The organism is Lacrimispora sp. 38-1 (assembly GCF_049890855.1).
Classification (GTDB): domain Bacteria; phylum Bacillota; class Clostridia; order Lachnospirales; family Lachnospiraceae; genus Lacrimispora.
Genome location: NZ_JBANEW010000051.1, coordinates 101,771 through 119,669, shown reverse-complemented (window position 1 = coordinate 119,669; position 17,899 = coordinate 101,771). Strand labels below are relative to the sequence as shown.

The window sequence follows — 17,899 nt, the reverse complement described above, 5'->3', positions numbered from 1 at the left end:
GAATTATAGAGAAACAGGAAGATAGAGCTCCAGATAATGTATGGTTTTATCTGAATTACCTTCCGTTTCGGCTTCCCTGCGCTGTTCGGGGGCGCAGCCCATGACAGGTCCGCTGTAAGCAGTTCCTGTCAGAGAATAACCCTGCTCCTTTGCCCAGTTAACAGCTGTTAAAATCTTCTGTTCATCAGGGATCAGGGAGTCGGAAGCAATAATGGTATAAATACAGGTTTCCCATTTGAGGACAGGATAATTTTTAAGATCAGGATTCAGCCGCATGACAGAGGCTGTTTCATCGGAAAGAAGAAAGAATTCGTCCTGCAATCTGGCGTGCTTTTCTTTTATTATGTACTCCTGGAATGGAGCGCATAAGTCCGGTATTGAAAGACGGTTGATTTCTTCACTGTTCTTTATCCTGTAATGGGGGAGAAGCGGTCTGGTCTGGTATCGCTTCAGACCCTGCTTCACGTTATCATAAGTGATTTTCAACAGATTTAAATGCACCAGTGACTGCCGGTGAAGTTCCAGCTGTTGTTTTTCTTCTGTAATTTTTTTCTGAATCATGGAGCGGCTGGAATGAAGGGAACTTTTGTAAAGAATCCGCTCAATGTCTTCCAGGCTGAAGTTAAGTCTGCGGTAATACATAATGCTTAACAGCCTGCTGATGTCATCATACGTATAGCTTCGGTAACCATTTTCCTCTTTTTCCGGCTGTATAATGCCCTTCTTTTCATAGAAGCGGAGGGTATCGCGGCTTAAACCTAACCGAAGGGAGACTTCTCCAATGCTGTACTTTCTCATGTTACTTCCTCGCGTTCAGTCTGTTATTGCCACTGCTATTTTATCACAGTTACAGAAAATTTTCCCTTAAGGTTTTCTTTCTATGCTTACGAAATACTAACAGAATTTATACAATTCCAATGGAGTAGATTTTAAGCCAGTAATTAATCTGGAGAAGGTAGGCAAGCATCTGAGGTCCAGCCATCAGCTGTCCATACCAGGGTTTTCCATAATCGGATGGTTTTGACAGAAAATGTTCCAGCTTATTTTTATCCAGGAACTCCATAACCGGTTCTTTGCCGTCAGCCATCATTTCCCTGACTCTGCTTATGAGAAGCGCTTCATAATTGGTATCATAGGTTTTGGGATAAGGAGATTTCCGGCGGAAAAGAATTTCTTCCGGCAGAAGTCCCTTACCTGCCTGACGGAGAAGATTCTTAACCACTCCGTCCCTCGTCTTCATATCCCAGGGGACATTCCATACGTATTCAATAATCCGGTGGTCTGCAAAAGGAACTCTGGCTTCCAGCCCGGAGTACATGCTGTCCCGGTCCATACGGTTTAAAAGGGTCTGCATAAACCAGCGTAAGTTCAGATAGGAAATCTCCCGCCTTCTGGCTTCTGTGGGACTGTCTTCAGCAAGTAAGGGAGTCTCAGCAACGGATTTTTCATAGGTCTCAGCCACATACTCATCCATATTTAAATAATTTAAAAATTCGTCATTTAACAATGACTTTCGCGGCTGCAAATCCATAGTCCAGGGGAATGCATGGGCTTTGAAGCAGTCTTCTCTGTGAAACCATGGATAGCCGCCAAAGATTTCATCTGCACATTCCCCGGTTAAGGTTACCTTGTTATGAGGTTTCACCATGGAGCAGAAATGAAGCATGGAAGAGTCGATATCCCCCATGGCCGGCAGATCGTGAGCCATGACCGAGTCGTAGAGCCGGTCTGCCTGGGTTAAATTGTCACACTCCAGATAGTGATGGTCGGAATCCAGAAATTTTACCATCAGATCCACAAAAGGCCGGTCCTGGGAAGGTTGAAAAGCACTTGCTTTAAAATACTGAGCGTTATTAACAAAATCAAAGGAAAAGGTATTAAGCCTCCTGCCCTGTTTTTTTAACTCTGCTGCACAGACTGCGGATACAATGCTGGAATCCACACCGCCGGATAAGAACGTGCAGATCGGAACATCAGAAACCATCTGCCGCCTGATGGAATCTGTGACTAAAAATGCGGTCTTTTCAATGGTTTCCTCATAGCTGTCCTCGTGAGGATGGCTCTCAAGCTTCCAGTAAGATTTTAAATGGAACCCATCCCGGGAGCAAAGGAGCATATGTCCTGGCAGCAGTTCCTTCATATCTTTAAAAACCCCGCAGCCCGGAGTGCGGGCAGGCCCTATGGAAAATACTTCATTCAGGCCTTTTTTATCCAGTAAAGGCCGGATGCCGGGATAAGCAAAGATACCTTTCAGTTCAGAAGCGAAAATGATTTCATCATCCCGTACGGTATAAAACAAAGGCTTCACACCGGACCGGTCCCTGCATAAGCAGAGGCATTCCCTGTATGGGTCCAGTATGGCGTAGGCGAAGATTCCGTTTAACTGCCTGGCGAAATCAGGACCATATTCCATATATCCGGTGAGGATGACTTCTGTATCGCAGGTAGTGGAAAAAGAATGGCCTTTCCTGATTAAATCACCACGAAGCTCATCGGTGTTGTAGATTTCTCCGTTATATACAATGACGAAGGTTTTCCCTGACTCTGTTTTTTTCATGGGCTGGCTGCCGTTTGTTAAGTCAATAATGGATAAGCGTGCATGTGACAGTCCTCCATGGTCAGAAAGCCAGGTACCGGAAGCATCCGGTCCCCGGTGCCTTTGAATGGCAGCCATATCCTCCAGTATGTGACTGTAATAATGTTTATCTTTTAAGTAATCCCGGTTAGGGTTATAGAATCCGGAAATCCCACACATAATGATTCCTCCTTTGGTTGAATCGTTTATAAGAGAAAACAGGCTACAAGGAACGTCGCGGCAAATCCGATGAAAACGGGCAGCAGATTTTTTCTGGCAAGATCCAGGGGATTGACGCTGCATATGGCTGCCACAGGAATCAGTCCCCAGGGAACAATGGTGCCGCCTCCCACATAGATAGCCGTGATCTGCCCCAGAGATGCTAAAATGGGTACGGAGGCGTTTACGGCAGAGCCCAGAGTCCCGGCAAGAGCGCCGGTCAGAGGAAGCCCGGAAAAGCCTGATCCGTCAAGTCCGGTGAGACTGCCCACAGCCATCTGAACGATTGCAGCCATATATTCATTGAGGGGTGTGCTGTGGGCCAGCCAGATTGCCCAGTCATTTAAAATACCCCTTTGAAACTGTCTTCCTAAAATAGAAGAAATTCCATCTCCTCCTAAAAAGAAAAATGCCCCGATGATAATAACGGGAGCAAAGATCCGTATGGCAAAAAGGAAACCGTCGGTTATATAGATGGTGACCTTTTCCAGTGCATGACTGCCAAAGCCTGAGAAAGCCCCGATGCACATAATAAGGACTGCAGTTCCGGATACCAGACTGGTGGCATCGCCTCCTTTTAAATCAAAGACAAGCATCAGAATGATATCAGCAGCAAAGAACAAAGGCGTCAGGACTGCCATGATGATACCAGAAAGCTCTGCAGCAGGCTGTTTTTCTATTTCCTGAATGCTTACCTTGCTGCAGCAGGAAGAGATTTGTTTCCTGTTTAACAGATATGCGCTGACAGCGGTGACAATGCCCATTACAAGGAAAAGAGGCCGGCCTTTTGTCAAAATGTCGGAAGCAGAAACCGAAGCTGCTCCTGCGGAAATGGAGGGAGCCCCCTGAATGACCAGGTCATAGCTTAAGGCAAAACCATGTCCGAATAAATTCATAGCCATGGCTGCTGCCAGGGGGTCAAGTCCGGCTTTGAGAGCGAAAGGAAGTACAATTGCGCCGATTAAAGCCACAGATGGAGAGGGCCAGAGAAAGAGGGAGAAAGTAAACATGGTAACGCCCAGAATCCACCAGGTAACAGAAGGAGATTTCATAACTTTAGACATGGGAATCATCATAATGTAGTCGCTGCCTAAATCCTTTAAGCATTTTGACAGAGCGGTAATTAAAGCGATGGTTGCAATAATTTCCATAAACTCCTTTGCTGCAAATACAATGGCTTTGAATACGGTCATAATCCCGCCGGTTACAGATCCAAGTCCCACAACGCCAATGAGGAATAAAAAGGCGATGCAGACATAAGGAGTATCCCGCCGTAAAATCATGACTGTAAGTATGGTAAGAACGCCTGCCAGATAAAGATAGTGCATGGGCGTAAGCACCAGATTGGTATCTAACATAGAAATCACTCCCGGGGAATAATATAATTTATTGTATGAAGGAGGGGAACGGCCAGTGTGATTTTTTAAGAGGAACTTGAATTTTTCAGCCCAGCCTTTTATACTGGATTTTATAAAGGAGAAATCTTATGCAGATTATTTCGATACATATTAAGAATTTTAAGTCCATTGAGGACATGGAGATCACGGATATTGAAAATGCCCTGATTCTGGTAGGAAAGAACAATACAGGAAAAACAGGAATTTTAGATGCCATAAGGGCGGCCGCCAATGCCTATGATGTAACAAAAGAGGACTTTAATGAGAAAAAACAGAAAATCGAGATTATCATGACTCTGGCGATTACCCAGGATGATCTGGAATTATTTCACCGGGCGGGAATTGTCAGCCAGTATAAACGGTTTGAGACCTGGCTTCATGATTTTACGGCAAAGCTTCCTTCTTACCAGGCTGGAAAACTGTCCTTTACTTTTCAGGCCAGCTGGAACGGAGAAATCAGGTTCTTTGACGGTTATCATAAAAATAACCGGTATATCAAAGAGGTCATGCCCAGACTGTACTACATTGACTCCCAGAGAGAATTAAACCAGTTTCAGAATGATCTTCTGCTTTTTCAGGAAGATGACCAGCTGTCCCGGTTAAGAAATCACGTCTGTATATTCGACAGCGCCAGAGCGTGCTGCCAGTGCTTTCAGTGTATCGGACTGATCAACCAGAAGAAGCCGGAGGAGTTAGCGGTGTATGAGACGGCAAAGCTTCTGGAATATAAGATGTATCAGCTGAATTTAAACGATTTTGCCGCCAGAGTCAATGAAAATTATAAAAAGAATGGAGGGTATGAAGAAATCCGGTTTTCCCTGATCTGCGACCCCAACGAGATGTTTAAGGTGATGGCGGAGACCTATCATGAAGAGCGGGGTAAGATAAGCCCCATCAGTAACTTAAGCAACGGAATGAGAAGTTTATACATGTTGTCCCTTCTGGAAGCATATACAGAGGATGGGAAGAGAATTCCCAATATTATCATTGTGGAGGATCCGGAGATATTTCTCCATCCCCAGCTTCAGAAGACTTCCAGTGAGATCCTGTACCGCCTGTCCAAAAAGAACCAGGTTATTTTCACCACCCATTCTCCCAATATGCTGTTTAATTTCACCAGACGGCAGATCCGCCAGGTGGTTCTTGACCGGGGAGGGTACTCGGTTGTGAAGGAGAAGACGGATATCGATGTGATTCTTGATGATCTGGGGTACGGTGCCATAGATCTTTTAGGAGTAAGCTTTGTATTTATTGTGGAAGGAAAGCAGGATAAAAGCAGACTGCCACTTTTGCTTGAGAAGTATTATTCAGAGATTTATGACAAGGAAGGGAACTTATCAAGAATTTCCATCATTACCACAAACAGCTGCACCAATATCAAGACTTATGCCAATTTAAAGTATATGAATCAGGTTTATTTACGGGATCAGTTTCTGATGATCCGGGATGGGGACGGAAGGGACCCGGAAGAACTGGCAGGGGAATTGTGCCGGTACTACGATGAGAGAGGCAGGGACGAAATTGACCGGCTTCCTAAGGTGACCAGAAGGAATGTGCTCATTTTAAAATATTATTCCTTTGAAAATTACTTCTTTAATCCCAAAATCATGGAACAGCTGGGAATTGTGGAAAGTGAGGAAGCATTTTACCGGATACTGTTTGAAAAATGGAATGAGTATCTTCACCGGTTAAAGAGCGGAAAACAGTTTCTGGAGGCAGTGGGAAAGAACATGGAAAGTCCCGGGGAATTAAAGGAGCATATGGAGGAATTCAAAATATATATGCGCGGCCACAATCTGTTTGACATCTTCTACGGACCCTACAAAAAACAGGAAGGAGAGATTTTGAGAAAGTATATTGATCTGGCTCCCAGAGAGGATTTTAAAGATATACTGGATGCCACGGACCGGTTTGTATATTTTGAAAATAGAAAAATGGAAAATTAAAAAAAGGCAAGAAAGTGCTATTACTTGGACAAATAAAAGCACGCTTTTTTACAGCATGTATATTATAATTGGGGTAAGTGATTTTATCAGGAGGTATGAGGATGAATTATCTGATAGGGATTGATGTGGGAACATCTGCAACGAAGACCGTTCTGTTTGATGAGAAAGGACAGGTTGTGGCTTCTGCTTCCAGAGAGTATCCTCTTTATCAGCCGGATAACGGCTGGGCGGAGCAAAAACCGGAGGATTGGCGGGAAGCGGTTCTGGAGACGATTTCCCGGGTAGTAAAGGAATCCAAAGTTTCAAAGGATGAGGTAAAGGGGATCGGTTTATCAGGCCAGATGCATGGCCTGGTTATGCTTGATGAGAAGAATGAGGTGATCCGCCCCTCTATTATCTGGTGTGACCAGAGAACCGGTGCAGAGGTAGAGGATATGCTTTCCATCATGCCGAGAGAGCGGTGGATTGAGATTACGGCAAACCCGCCGTTAACCGGCTGGACAGCAGCCAAGATTTTATGGGTAAAGAAGAATGAGCCGGAGAATTACAGCCGGTGCAGACATATCCTTTTACCCAAAGACTACATTAGGTTTGTTCTGACAGGAGACTATGCGACAGAGGTATCCGATGCCAGCGGTATGCAGCTTCTTGATGTTCCGGGCAGATGCTGGTCAGAAGAAGTGCTTGAAAAGCTGGATATCGACCCTGCACTTTTGGGAAAGGTCTATGAATCCTGTGAAGTGACCGGCACGGTTCTTCTGGAGATTGCAGAGCGGACAGGTTTATCTGACGGGACAAAGGTAGTCGGCGGTGCCGGAGACAACGCAGCAGCAGCTGTAGGAACCGGAGTCGTGAAGGATGGAACTGCGTTTACCACAATCGGAACCTCCGGTGTGGTATTTGCCCACAGCAGCCAGGTTACCATTGATCCCAAGGGGAGAGTTCATACCTGTTGCTGCGCGGTACCAGGTGCGTGGCATGTGATGGGCGTCACCCAGGGAGCCGGTCTTTCCTTAAAGTGGTTCAAGGATCAGTTCTGCGGGGACTATGTGAAAGAAGCAGAGAAAGAAAAGATTGATGTCTATGACATCATCAATAAAGAAGTGGCGAAGGTGGAAGCGGGAAGCGGACGGCTTTTATATCTTCCGTATCTGATGGGAGAGAGAACACCCCATCTTGATCCGGACTGCAGAGGAGTATTTTTCGGACTTTCTGCCATACACACAAGGGCGCACATGCTGCGTGCCGTTATGGAGGGAGTGTCCTATTCCTTAAGCGACTGCAATGACATCTTAAAAGAGATGGGAATTCTTGTGGATCAGATGATGGCATGCGGAGGCGGAGGAAAAAGCCCGGTATGGCGTCAGATGCTTGCAGATATGTATCAGTGCAGTGTAAAAACAGTGGCTCAGACGGAAGGACCTGCGTTAGGTGTGGCCATTCTTGCCGGAGTGGGCTGTGGATTATATGAAAGTGTGGAGTCTGCCTGTGAAGCGCTGATTTACGAAGACAAGTCCACAGAGCCTGATGCAGAAAAAGCAGAGAAGTATGAGAACTATCACCAGCTATACAAGAAACTTTATGAGGATTTAAAAGGCAGTTATAAGATACTGGCAGGTTTATAAAACACAGGTTTACCAACACGAAGAAAGCAGGAGGATGAGAATATGCGTTTTTTTATTGACACGGCAAATGTAGAAGAAATCAGAATGGCAGATGAGATGGGAATTATATGCGGAGTAACCACAAATCCATCTCTCATCGCAAAGGAAGGGCGTATTTTTAAAGAAGTAATTGCGGAAATTGCTTCTATCGTAGATGGCCCCATAAGCGGGGAAGTAAAAGCAACCACTACCGATGCAAAGGGCATGATCGAAGAGGGAAGGGAGATTGCGGCAATCCATCCCAATATGGTTGTAAAGATCCCCATGACTCCGGAGGGGTTAAAGGCTGTTAAGGTTCTTCATTCCGAAGGAATCAAAACCAATGTAACCCTTGTATTTTCTTCTGCTCAGGCACTTCTGGCTGCAAGAGCAGGTGCAACTTACGTATCACCATTTCTCGGACGTCTGGATGATATTTCCATGCCGGGAATTGATTTAATAAACGATATCATGGAGATTTTCCAGATTCATGGAATTGAAACCGAGATTATAGCTGCCAGCGTGCGCAACCCCATTCATGTAATTGACTGTGCAAAGGCTGGTGCAGATATTGCAACCGTTCCTTATAAGGTGCTTCTGCAGATGACAGCCCATCCATTGACAGACCAGGGAATTGAGAAGTTCAAAAAGGATTATCTGGCAGTATTCGGAGAATAGAGAAAAAGAGAGGGATTATCATGGGATTAGAGATAAAACCGGTAACAGATCCAGCTTTTGGTTCTTATGGAAAGATCGTAACGGGTTATGAAATTGGAGATCTTTTAAAAAAGATGGAGGAAACTCCGCTCCCGGAGGATGTGACATACGTTGCCTCTGTACAGGAACTGGAAGAACTTTCCGTATGCAAAGAGATGGAGAAGAATTTATACGGACAGATGCCCATACAGGTGGGTTTTTGCAACGGTCACAATAAAAAATTAAATGCTGCAGAGTATCACAGGAATTCCGAAATTAACATTGCTGCCACTGATCTGGTGCTGATTCTGGGAAAGCAGCAGGATATTACCCCGGAATACACCTATGATTCAGGCAATATGGAGGCATTTCTTATTCCCAGGGGGACGGTAGTGGAGGTTTATGCCACCACACTTCATTATGCACCGTGCCATACAAAGGAAGGCGGTTTCCGTTGTGTGGTCATTCTTCCCAAGGGAACCAATACCGATTTAATACCGCTTGAAAAGGCCGTTAATAAAGAAGATAAGCTTCTGTTTGCAAAGAATAAGTGGCTGATCGGACATGAGGAAGGCGGTCTCCCAAAAGAAGCGTACATAGGTATTACAGGAGAAAATCTTTCTATTTAAAGAATATTAAAGTATGATGAGGCGAAAAAAAACGCCTTAGGATAACAGGAGGAGTCATAATATGAATAATATCCCGGAATTAAAAGTAGGTATCGTTGCAGTCAGCAGAGACTGTTTCCCAGAAACATTATCAGTAAACAGAAGAAAAGCTCTGATCAAAGCTTATGAAACAAAATATGATGCAGCTAATATTTATGAGTGCCCGGTATGTATTGTAGAGAGTGAAATACATATGGTGCAGGCGTTAGAAGATGTTAAAAATGCAGGCTGCAATGCGCTGGTCGTTTATCTTGGAAACTTTGGTCCCGAGATTTCTGAAACCCTTCTTGCAAAGCATTTTGACGGACCGGTTATGTTTATCGCCGCTGCAGAAGAAAGCGGAGACAGTTTAACCCAGGGCAGAGGAGATGCCTACTGCGGAATGTTAAACGCAAGCTATAACTTAAAGCTGAGAAACATTAAGGCATATATCCCGGAATATCCTGTTGGAACAGCTGAGGAATGTGCGGATATGATAGAAGAATTCCTTCCGATTGCCAGATCTTTAGTAGGACTTTCCAGCTTAAAGATCATCAGCTTCGGACCACGCCCATTAAACTTCCTGGCGTGCAACGCACCCATTAAGCAGCTTTATAATTTAGGCGTTGAGATTGAAGAAAACTCAGAGCTTGATTTATTTGAAGCATTTAATAAGCATGCAGGAGATCCCAGAATTCCTGATGTAGTAAAAGATATGGAAGCAGAACTGGGAGAAGGAAATAAAAAACCGGATATTCTTTCAAAGCTTGCTCAGTACGAGTTAACGTTACTGGACTGGGTAGAGCAGCACAGAGGATATCGTAAGTATGTTGCCATTGCCGGAAAATGCTGGCCGGCATTCCAGACCCAGTTTGGATTTGTTCCCTGCTATGTAAACAGCCGTTTAACCGGAATGGGCATTCCTGTATCCTGTGAAGTAGATATTTACGGAGCACTCAGTGAGTTTATCGGTACCTGTGTGAGCTTAGATGCCGTAACCCTTCTTGATATTAACAATACAGTTCCGGATGATATGTATGAAGGCGATATCAAAGGAAAGCACAATTATACTCACCAGGATACTTTTATGGGATTCCACTGCGGGAATACCTGTTCCAAAAAGCTTTCCTCATGCTCTATGAAATATCAGATGATTATGGCAAGAACGCTTCCGGAAGAAGTAACCCAGGGAACTCTGGAGGGAGATATTCTTCCAGGAGATATCACATTCTTCCGTTTACAGAGCACAGCTGATAACATTCTCCGGGCTTATGTAGCTCAGGGTGAAGTGCTTCCTGTAGCAACCCGTTCCTTCGGTTCCATCGGAATTTTTGCTATTCCGGAGATGGGAAGATTCTACCGTCATGTGCTGATTGAAAAGAATTTCCCGCATCACGGAGCTGTTGCTTTCGGACATTACGGAAAAGCTTTATTTGAAATATTTAAATATCTTGGAGTGGAAGAAATTGGCTTTAACCAGCCAAAAGGAATGCTTTACAAGACTGAGAATCCATTTTCTTTCTAATCAGTCAGGAAAGATTTAATTGTAATAGAAAATGTAATAATGCAGGAGGAAAGCCATCCATTTTGGATAGGACTTTCCTCCTTTTTCTGATTCTTTCAGCAAAGAAGTCAGTTGTATCGGAATCCTTTTAGTAAACATACATTATTAATAGGCGTATTTCTATGGAACGCCTGATTGATACGATTGGAGGATTCTTTATGGCTAACAATGCTCTTCAAATAGAATTAAATACATCCACAAGTGTAGCCTCTGGTGCAAATGTGCTTTTTGATACAATCGTTTATTTGTTTGGTAACATCACTTACAACCCGGCGACAGGAGTAATTACTTTTTTGGAGACCGGAAGATATGTAATCGACTGGTGGCTGGCGACTCAGTCATCTCAGGCAACAAATGGGGCATCCTTTGCATTATCTTCTTCTCAGGGAGATTTACTGGAAGGTAGTTCACCAATAAAAACGGGAGAGGTATTTGGTGTTAGTATTATAGATGTTGCTTCTGCACCTGTTACGGTATCTCTTGTAAATATCAGTAATGCTACGGTATTTTTTTCCTTAGTTGTTCCGTTGAAGGGAACTTTAGTAGTTGTACAGGACGATATTGTTGGAGTGGGTCCGACGGGAGATACCGGTCCAACGGGTCCGACAGGTCCGACAGGAGATACCGGCCCAACAGGTCCAACAGGAGATACGGGTCCGACAGGTCCGACGGGAGATACTGGCCCAACCGGTCCAACAGGAGACACAGGTCCGACAGGTCCGACCGGAGCATTTATATTAGGAAAACAAACTGCCTTTAAAAATGCGGTTTTTCTAAACCGCGTTTTCATGGGTGTTGACTTCAATGAATTCCTCAACTCTGCGGTACTCGTTGGCAAATTTTAACCTAACGCTAATATTGCCATTTTCATATACTTTGATTGTGTCAACAAGCTCAATCAAAATATCCCTTGTCAGTTGGTTAATGTTTTCATACTTCCGAAAGGCTACTAAAAATGGGTTTTCTACATCAATTCCATTTTCAAGCTCTGCCTTTTCCTCTTGCAGATTTCCTATAACTTCGTTAATGGCTTCTATTTGCTGCTCGTAGTCTTCCTTCATTTGGCGGTAATCCTTATGAGTAATTTCCCCGTCTTTCCAGTCCTGATAAATTCCTTGCTTATAGCGTGAAATCTTGGAAAGCTCTTTTTCCTTTGACGCTATCAATTCATTCAGCCGGATAGATTGGCTCTTTTGAAGCGGAGCGGTGTTAATGCGTGAAACCATTTCCGAAAAAGAAACCGCAATGTAAACCTGTTGCTTAATGGCATATAATACGGCTTGTTCTAAATGGTTGTGTTTAATCGTATGTTTGGTACAAGCAGTCTTTGACTGGTCTTTGTAAGTGCGGCAATAGTAATACACATTTCCTCTAACCTTGCTTCGTGTCATAGCCTTGCCGCAATCCGCACAGCGTAAGAAGCCGCTGAACAGATATAAAGTTTTTTGTTTTGGTGCGGTGCGGGTATCCTTTTTCAAAAGCTCCTGCACTTTAGCAAAGTCCTCCCGGCTGATGATTGGCTCATGGGTATTTTCAACGATAAACCATTCATCTTCGGGAACCGTTTCCTGTACATGAATTTTATAGCTCTTAACACGGTAACGCCCCTGTACCATATCACCCACATAAATGCGGTTTTTTAAAAGGTTGCTGACGCTCATAGCGCACCACAGAGGATTCCCGTCTATGACATTAGGATTCTTGTACTTCATGCCCTTGCTTTTCTTATAAGCCGCTGGGCATAAGATACCGCTGTCGTTGAGTTTGCGGACAATGGCATTTTTACTCATGCCCTCCAAGAACCATGCAAAAATGCTTTTGACATTTTCGGCGGCTTCTTCATCTATTATAAGAGCATTTTTATCCTCTGGGTCTTTCTGATAGCCATAAGAGGCAAAAGAACCGATATGCAAACCTTTTTCCCGCTTCTTATCAAAAGTTCTGCGGACGCTTTCTGATGTGCCCCTTGCATGTTCTTCATTCAGAACGCCCTGAACGGGAACCGCTATGTTTTGCGCATTCTGCGGGTCTTTGTAAGTGTCAATGGGCTGTTGGTAAAGAGAAATAAACCGTACATTGTTTCGGGGAAACCAATCGCCAAGATAGTAGCTTTGGTCACCGTTGTTACGAAAGCTTCGGGCAAGGTTCTTCACGATAACACAGTTGATTTTACCTTTTTGAATATCGGCTAACAGCCTTTGGAAGTTTTCGCGCTCTTCGTCTGTCGTACCGCTCACGCCGTCATCAACATATTCGCCTATGAAAACATACTCATCATCATCGTCCTGCTGTTCAAGGAAATCTGTCAAAATCAGTCTTTGGTTGGTAATGCTTTCGGATTCGTCCTTTCCGCGCTTATCTTCACGGGAAAGACGGATATAAAAAGCTACATACCATACCTTGTTTTTTAAAGCTGTTTTTGTAATGCTCTGCCTATTGGCTACTCTGGCCATGTGTCCTCCTTCCTATCACATTACACCTATATTATACCATTTTGGCGTAATGCGAACAATGTTGTCGAAGGCACAAAGCCGCATTATAAGCCGCTTTTCTTGCGTATCATAAAGTTGGTAAGCACTTCTTGAATCGGCGGTGCATTATCGTCAAATTCAAGTTTTATACCTACTTCACCACAGCGGAAGCACAACGGATTTTTTAGTCTTTCCAAAACATAAGCAGGCCGTTTTTCTTTCGGCAAGGTATTATCAAATTCCAGAGTGCTAATATCAGCCAGCTTTGACCGATCCACTGTATCCATGTTTACGTTCATAAAACTGTCAATCAATGCGGAAGTAATCATTTATCATGCCCTCCTTACTCTGCATGATTCAATATATGCGTTTCCCCGTTTGTCCTATGAGGAAACACAAACAGCCACCATTTTTATCATCAAAAGTGATGGCTGTTAATCTTTCCTCATACTTCGGGCCAAGTTGTCCCGAAGTTCAAATCTCCATTCATCAATCGGGAGTATGCCGCGCCGTTATAAGTTTGCTTGTCGTAAGACAGAAAAAAGCGGCGCAGCACTCCTTTTATATAAAAACGATAGCCCGGACAGGCGACGGCAACCGCCCTCATGGGAATTACACCCCGCCCCATGCTGATGGCGCGACGGTCAATGCTGTGAAGCGTTCAAACCGTAAGTATCATTGTGTCAATCAAAAAATTATCGCCGGGCAGACTGCCATATCTGCCTTGTCACAGTTGGTAGGAATCGCTCACGCTCCGTTTGGTCTTTCCCCCTTTCAACGGGCGGTCTTGGCGTACCCTATGACTTGGCTCCCTCTTGATTGAACGTATCCGGGTTATCGGTATTCGATTGTCAAAGAGCAGAAAAGAAAAATAACTTTTTCTCACTTCTTAGGACAGTTAAATGCCGAAAGGTGTGACCCCATATTAAAAAATTTTAAAGTGAAAACGCCCGACAGTTTTTGAATTTAAACTTGAAACGGGAAACGACTCCGCCAAAAGACGAAGCCGCCCGGTAAGTACAGTATTGTTAATCGGCAAGGAGCTTATGAAGCTGTTTGAGGGCACGGTCAATCGAATGGCTTACGGTTGCCCGGTTTACGCCCTCCATTTCAGCAATCTGGCGGTGTGTCAGATCGTTTACAAAATGAAGATGTAACCTCCTGCGCTGTGCTTCGGAAAGCTGGCTCATAGCAAGATGGAGCTGCTTATAGCTTTCCATTTTTATCACAAGGTCGGCGGGATCGTTTTGGTCTGTATACCTCATAGCCGCGTCGGTCAAACCGTCTATGAAATCCGTATAATCAAGATACCGCCTGTCTTGCCGCCTTTGGGATTGAATTTGCCGGGTGGATTGTTCCAGCAGTTCCTTGACCGGAGTTGAAACCTCAACACAAATTTCACTTCCATTGGCGGTCTTATATTTTATCGTTACTAATGGCTTGTCCATTCTTATTCCTCCATTCATCATGTTTGCGGATTGCTCCACAGGATCTACGGTCTGATGAATGGAGAGGGCGGGGAACGACAGCCGGGGCCGCTATGCTTTGGCGGGCCTGCCCGGACTTCGGGCCAAGTTGGCCCGAAGTGGCACAGTTGCTTGTTCAAAAAGCAAGAAAACAAAAAAACACCTATTCGAGAAAAAGCTCGAATGGTGTCATATGAAAAATGGGCGCAGTAGCCGTATGTATTTTTTGAAATTCTTTTTTTAAATTTTAGAAGAAGTGGAGCGTCAGCTAAACCAAACCGTTACAATATAGCAACGGTTCCTCCCCAAAATAAAACAGCGGCTTTGGATACATAAGAACCTCCTATCCCGAAGCCGCTAACTAAAACAGGGCGCACTTATTACGCCCCCTGCAATTTCCTTTTTGAAAAAAATAGCAGCGGCTTTGATTTTATTTCAAAACCGCTGCTTGGCTCTGTCTATGCAATTACAGCACAACGAAACATCTGCCATAACCACGGTTTTTTTTATTTACCGTAGGGCAGATACTTTCTTGTATTCAGCTAAGTATGTCTATTGCTTTTCTACGTATAAGCTCGTAATCCTTTTGCACATCATCGAAAAAGCTTGGACTTCTTCTTCTGTCAATGCTTCTTCAATTAGGTTCATAATTTCATTTCCAAAATCCTCAACACGATTTAAAAAAGCTTTCCCCTCTTTGGTAAGAACAATATTGTAAGAGCGGCGGTCATTCGTCTGTCTTTCCTGAATAATATACTTTTTTTCCAGCAAACGCTTTGTTAATTTTGAAATACCTGATTGTGAGATACCTCTCATTTCAGCAAGTTCTTTCGTGGTTTTCGCCCCCTGCTTATTCAATGTATCGAGTATATAGTATTGTGCCGTTGAAACACCCTCAACATTGAACCGATTTGAATCTGATACAATCATGCATTGAAAAGGAACATAACTTTCCTCTAACTCTTTTATAGCCATTGAGTCAACCTCCTATTTTTCATTAATATACTTTTTCAGGTGCTTTCCAGTTAAAGAATCTGGACAGTTGATTAAATCTTTCGGTAATCCTGTAAACATAATTTTACCACCATTCTGTCCTGCATAGGGGCCTATGTCAATAATCCAATCTGCTTGACAGATAATATCCAAATTGTGTTCTATAACAATAAGAGTGGAATTTTGTTCTACAAGGCGATTCATTACACCAATCAATTGTTTTATATCAGCCATATGCAAACCCGTTGACGGTTCGTCCAAAACATAAATCTGACCACCATTTTCAAGTTCGGAAGCAAGTTTAATTCGCTGTAACTCACCACCTGAAAGCGTGCTTAATGGTTGTCCTAAAGAAACATAAGTGATACCCACGTCTGAAAGTCGTTTTAATACCGTTACGATTTCTTTTTCCTGAAAAAATTCTAAGGCTTCCGTAACTGTCATTTTAAGAACATCGGCAATACTTTTTCCTCTTAGCTGATAGGCAAGCACTTCGTCCGTATAACGATTTCCGTGACATTCCTCACATACCGTAACAATTGTATCCATAAACGCCAAATCTGTATAAGTAACTCCTAGACCTTTGCAGGCAGGACAGGCACCTTGTGAATTGAAGCTGAATAGGGAAGCGCTTACGTTGTTCCTTTTCGCAAATAGTTTTCTGATAATGTCAAAGATACCTGTAAAGGTCGCAATGTTGGAACGTTTTGACGCTTGAATTCCTTTCTGGTCAATAAAAACAGTTTCTGGATATAACCGTGGCAATACCCCATTAATAAGCGTACTTTTTCCTGAACCGGCAACTCCGGTTATAACAGTCATTACTCCTTTTGGTATATCAACCGAAAGATTTTTTAAATTATGCATGGTTGCATTTTGAATAGAAAGCCAGCCTTTCGGGGTGCGGGTATCGGGTTTTATTTTCGGGCTGTACGATAAATACTTTCCTGTGAGTGTACCCGCTGCTTTCAAACCTTGTAAATTCCCTTGATATACAACTTTACCCCCATCGGTTCCCGCACCCGGCCCCATGTCGATAATATGGTCTGCAATTTTTATCATGTCCGGGTCATGCTCTACTATTAAAACAGTATTCCCTTTATCACGCAACAACCGCATAAGCTCATTAATTTTGCTTATGTCATGAGGGTGTAGCCCTATACTCGGTTCGTCAAAAATGTAAGTAAGGTCAGTCAAGCTGCTGCCAAGTTGGCTAACCATTTTAATTCTTTGAGACTCCCCGCCTGAAAGTGTAGATGTTTCTCTGCTTAAGTTTAAATAGCCTAGCCCAATAGATACCATGTGCTGAATCCGATTAACAAGTTCCGAAACTATTGTAGCGGCTATAGGAGCATGAACGGATTGAACAAAGTCCAAAAGCTCATTAATTTGCATATCTGAACATTCCGCGATATTTTTACCGTTCACTTTACAAGACAGTACCTTATGATTCAAGCGTGTTCCATGACAGTGGGGACAATCCTGTTTTACAACAAACCGCTCAATCTCTTTTCCATATCTAACCTTTTCGCCATCTTCTTTTTTAAGAAAACTCCGTTCAATGCGTGGAAGCAAACCCTCATACAAGGAGGTTTTATGCCATTCGGGGGTAGGGTTTTTAACCTTAATTCCATCAGCGTAAAGTAACAGCTCCAGTTCTTCGGCAGAATAGTCCTTAATTGTTTTGTCATTATCAAAAAAGCCTGAATGAATATAGCGGGTTAATCGCCAACCGCCAGGTTCAAAAGTTGGAAATCGGATAGCTCCCTCATTTAAGGATTTATTTTTATCTAACAGTCTTTCAATATCAATGGTTTCAATTTTTCCTAAGCCTTCACAATGTTCGCACATTCCAGCCGGGTTGTTGAATGAAAATACGTCGGAATAACCTACAAATGGTTCTCCAATTCGGGAAAACAATAGACGTAATACAGAATAAATATCTGTAATTGTACCAACCGTTGACCGGGCATTACCGCCTAATCTTTTTTGATTGATAATAAAGGCTACAGACAAATTTTCGATGGTGTCCACATCAGGCTTTCCGTAATGCGGCATACGGTGGCGGATAAAGCTGGTGTAGGTTTCATTTAATTGTCTTTGCGATTCTGCTGCTATTGTATCAAATACCAAAGATGATTTTCCTGAACCGGAAACACCTGTAAAAACCGTAATTTCTTTTTTGGGTATCAGAACGTTTATGTTTTTTAGATTTCGTTCCCTTGCACCTGATACTAGAATATAATTATTTTCAGTCATGCTTTTTCCTTTCTATATATGAC

The 17,899-nt window shown here is 43.4% G+C and carries 14 protein-coding genes; 6 read left to right on the top strand and 8 right to left on the bottom strand.

The features are described 5' to 3' along the window. Positions 1 to 3: 3 nt before the first annotated feature. The 3 genes from V7D18_RS11585 to V7D18_RS11575 form a co-directional block, all read right to left on the bottom strand. On the bottom strand, positions 4 to 798 hold the full coding sequence (locus V7D18_RS11585; RefSeq protein WP_426154432.1) for a MerR family transcriptional regulator: 795 nt from the start codon (positions 796 to 798) through the stop codon (positions 4 to 6). Positions 799 to 904: 106 nt separating this feature from the next. Then, a complete protein-coding gene (gene asnB / locus V7D18_RS11580) occupies positions 905 to 2,755 on the bottom strand; it encodes an asparagine synthase (glutamine-hydrolyzing) (protein ID WP_426154431.1) in 1,851 nt (616 codons plus the stop codon). Between the two features lie 26 nt (positions 2,756 to 2,781). Beyond that, positions 2,782 to 4,152 carry a citrate transporter gene (locus tag V7D18_RS11575; protein ID WP_426154430.1) on the bottom strand — a complete coding sequence of 457 codons (1,371 nt, stop codon included), beginning with the start codon at positions 4,150 to 4,152 and terminating at the stop codon, positions 2,782 to 2,784. Positions 4,153 to 4,280: 128 nt separating this feature from the next. Between V7D18_RS11575 and V7D18_RS11570 the strand changes: the two genes are divergently transcribed. From V7D18_RS11570 to V7D18_RS11545, 6 genes are all read left to right on the top strand, one after another. Then, on the top strand, positions 4,281 to 6,137 hold the full coding sequence (locus V7D18_RS11570; RefSeq protein WP_426154429.1) for an ATP-dependent nuclease: 1,857 nt from the start codon (positions 4,281 to 4,283) through the stop codon (positions 6,135 to 6,137). A gap of 101 nt (positions 6,138 to 6,238) precedes the next feature. Then, entirely contained in the window at positions 6,239 to 7,762 is a 1,524-nt protein-coding gene (gene xylB / locus V7D18_RS11565) for a xylulokinase (protein WP_426154428.1), read from the top strand. Between the two features lie 42 nt (positions 7,763 to 7,804). After that, the gene (fsa, locus tag V7D18_RS11560) at positions 7,805 to 8,458 is read left to right on the top strand and encodes a fructose-6-phosphate aldolase (protein WP_426154427.1); all 654 of its coding nucleotides are present in this window, start codon (positions 7,805 to 7,807) and stop codon (positions 8,456 to 8,458) included. A 20-nt stretch (positions 8,459 to 8,478) separates the two neighbouring features. Further along, the gene (locus V7D18_RS11555; protein WP_426154426.1) at positions 8,479 to 9,105 is read left to right on the top strand and encodes a DUF4867 family protein; all 627 of its coding nucleotides are present in this window, start codon (positions 8,479 to 8,481) and stop codon (positions 9,103 to 9,105) included. Positions 9,106 to 9,166: 61 nt separating this feature from the next. Continuing rightward, on the top strand, positions 9,167 to 10,648 hold the full coding sequence (locus V7D18_RS11550; RefSeq protein WP_426154425.1) for an L-fucose/L-arabinose isomerase family protein: 1,482 nt from the start codon (positions 9,167 to 9,169) through the stop codon (positions 10,646 to 10,648). Between the two features lie 197 nt (positions 10,649 to 10,845). Next, on the top strand, positions 10,846 to 11,532 hold the full coding sequence (locus V7D18_RS11545; protein ID WP_426154424.1) for a hypothetical protein: 687 nt from the start codon (positions 10,846 to 10,848) through the stop codon (positions 11,530 to 11,532). On the opposite strand, the gene V7D18_RS11540 is transcribed toward V7D18_RS11545, so the two are convergent. The 5 genes from V7D18_RS11540 to V7D18_RS11520 form a co-directional block, all read right to left on the bottom strand. Beyond that, positions 11,461 to 13,140: a recombinase family protein gene (locus tag V7D18_RS11540; RefSeq protein WP_426154423.1), complete on the bottom strand. Its 1,680-nt coding sequence runs from the start codon at positions 13,138 to 13,140 to the stop codon at positions 11,461 to 11,463. The genes V7D18_RS11545 and V7D18_RS11540 overlap by 72 nt on opposite strands. 83 nt (positions 13,141 to 13,223) lie before the next feature. Next, positions 13,224 to 13,487 (bottom strand): DUF6870 family protein, encoded by a 264-nt coding sequence (locus V7D18_RS11535; RefSeq protein ID WP_426154422.1) that lies wholly within the window; start codon positions 13,485 to 13,487, stop codon positions 13,224 to 13,226. A gap of 699 nt (positions 13,488 to 14,186) precedes the next feature. After that, positions 14,187 to 14,606: an RNA polymerase sigma factor gene (locus tag V7D18_RS11530; RefSeq protein WP_426154421.1), complete on the bottom strand. Its 420-nt coding sequence runs from the start codon at positions 14,604 to 14,606 to the stop codon at positions 14,187 to 14,189. Between the two features lie 570 nt (positions 14,607 to 15,176). Beyond that, on the bottom strand, positions 15,177 to 15,599 hold the full coding sequence (locus V7D18_RS11525) for a MarR family winged helix-turn-helix transcriptional regulator (RefSeq protein ID WP_426154420.1): 423 nt from the start codon (positions 15,597 to 15,599) through the stop codon (positions 15,177 to 15,179). A 12-nt stretch (positions 15,600 to 15,611) separates the two neighbouring features. Next, positions 15,612 to 17,876: an ATP-binding cassette domain-containing protein gene (locus V7D18_RS11520; RefSeq protein ID WP_426154419.1), complete on the bottom strand. Its 2,265-nt coding sequence runs from the start codon at positions 17,874 to 17,876 to the stop codon at positions 15,612 to 15,614. Between the last annotated feature and the right edge of the window lie 23 nt (positions 17,877 to 17,899).